This window comes from Mesorhizobium sp. BAC0120 (assembly GCF_033542235.1).
Classification (GTDB): domain Bacteria; phylum Pseudomonadota; class Alphaproteobacteria; order Rhizobiales; family Rhizobiaceae; genus JAWRCU01.
On the sequence record NZ_JAWRCU010000045.1, the window covers coordinates 1 to 1,521 of the forward strand.

Here is a 1,521-nt window from a genome sequence, read left to right on the forward strand (position 1 = left end):
GTCGACCGTGAACTATTGCGATTTCACGTTGATACGAGGCGAAGCTGAGTGCTGAAGGCAGCCAGCATCAGGCACAGCAAAAGACTGAGCCAGCGGATGAGGCGGCGGAAGTTGTAGCCGGCGGCGGCCAGGATGGCGTTGGCGGCATCGCCATGCCGGTGCCAGAGATAGTTGCGGCCCATGCGGTGCTCGGCCTTGAGATGGCCGATGACGGGCTCGATGGCGGATCGGCGCCTGAGCTGGCGCTTGATGGCAGGTGTCATGCGGCGTTTCTGGCCGGCGATGAAGACCCTGAACCGGTGGTCGGGCGGCGCATTGTGGCCGCGATAGCCCTTGTCGGCGTAGATGCGCTCGAGCGTATTGCCGAGCATGGCCTGCATGTCCGGGATCACCGTGGCCAGCGTGTGGCCGTCATAAGGATTGCCCGGCAGCGCCTGCACATGGGCGACGAACTGGCCGCCCTTGGCGTGGGCGAGCGTGGTGGCGACGGAGACCTTGACGCCGAACTCGTAGGGCCGATGCGGCTTGCCCTTGCCGATGCATTCGACCTCCGGTGCATGCAGGGAATAAACCTTTGGCCCACGCTGGCGCTGCTGTTGCTCGTGCACGCGCCTGGCCAGGGAAAGCAGCCTGGCACACTTCGTGCGCAGCGCCTCGTTGCCCTCAATCTTGCGGTCGAGATCGCGCATGACGCGGCCCAGATAGGTCCTGAGCTTCCTGTAAACCCGGCGCGCCCGCTTGAACTGCTTGGCGTGGGCATAGCGCTGATGCTGGATCAGGGCGATCTTGCCGAGGCGTGCATAGGATTGGCGCAAGCTGACGCCATGTTGCCTGGCCAGCCGCACCAGCTTCTCGCGCGCCCGGTTCAGCAGCTTCGCATCGGTCGGGAAGGTCACGTTCTTGGGCTGCACCGTCGTGTCGACGATCACGCGGCTTAGCTCAGAAGGCTTGAGCGCGCCGGTCTTGGCGGCGACCGAAAGGCTCTCCTGGAGAAGCACCTTGAGCCGCTCCTCGCCCATGCGCTGGCGCCAGTGCGTCATCGAGCTGCGGTCGAAGACGAGCCGGTGCTGGAAGAACTCCTCGCCGCAGAAATATTGATAATAGGGGTTCTCCACCCAGCGCTCGCACAGCACCTCGTCGGAGAGGTCGTAGCTATGCTTGAGGATGGCAAGCCCCGCCATCAGCCGCGTCGGCAGTGGTGGATGGCCGGGGCCGTCCTTGTACACCTCGCCAAAGTGCCGCTCCAGGAAGCTCCAGTCGATCGCCTTGGCCAGCTTCACCAGGGGATGGTTCAGATCGATGATCTGATCGAGGCGGGAGCGAAATAGATCCTGTTTGCCCGTCTCCCGCCGTTCCCGTGGCCGCATGGAATCACCCTCCATTGCGCCCCCCCACAGCGCAACGGAATCACAAATCCATTTTGCAAGGAATCCCCAGCCGAAGACTTATTTTCCGGCAAAATCGGCAGCTTCGACTGCCCCAAATTCCCACTGCAAATCAGCGACTTGGCAATTCTTCACG

1 protein-coding gene is annotated in these 1,521 nt (G+C 62.9%); it reads right to left on the bottom strand.

Going from position 1 to position 1,521, the window contains the following annotated elements:
- Positions 1-23: 23 nt before the first annotated feature.
- Complete coding sequence (locus SAZ10_RS33495; protein ID WP_318613884.1) at positions 24-1,367, bottom strand: IS5 family transposase; 1,344 nt, start codon at positions 1,365-1,367, stop codon at positions 24-26.
- Positions 1,368-1,521: the final 154 nt, after the last annotated feature.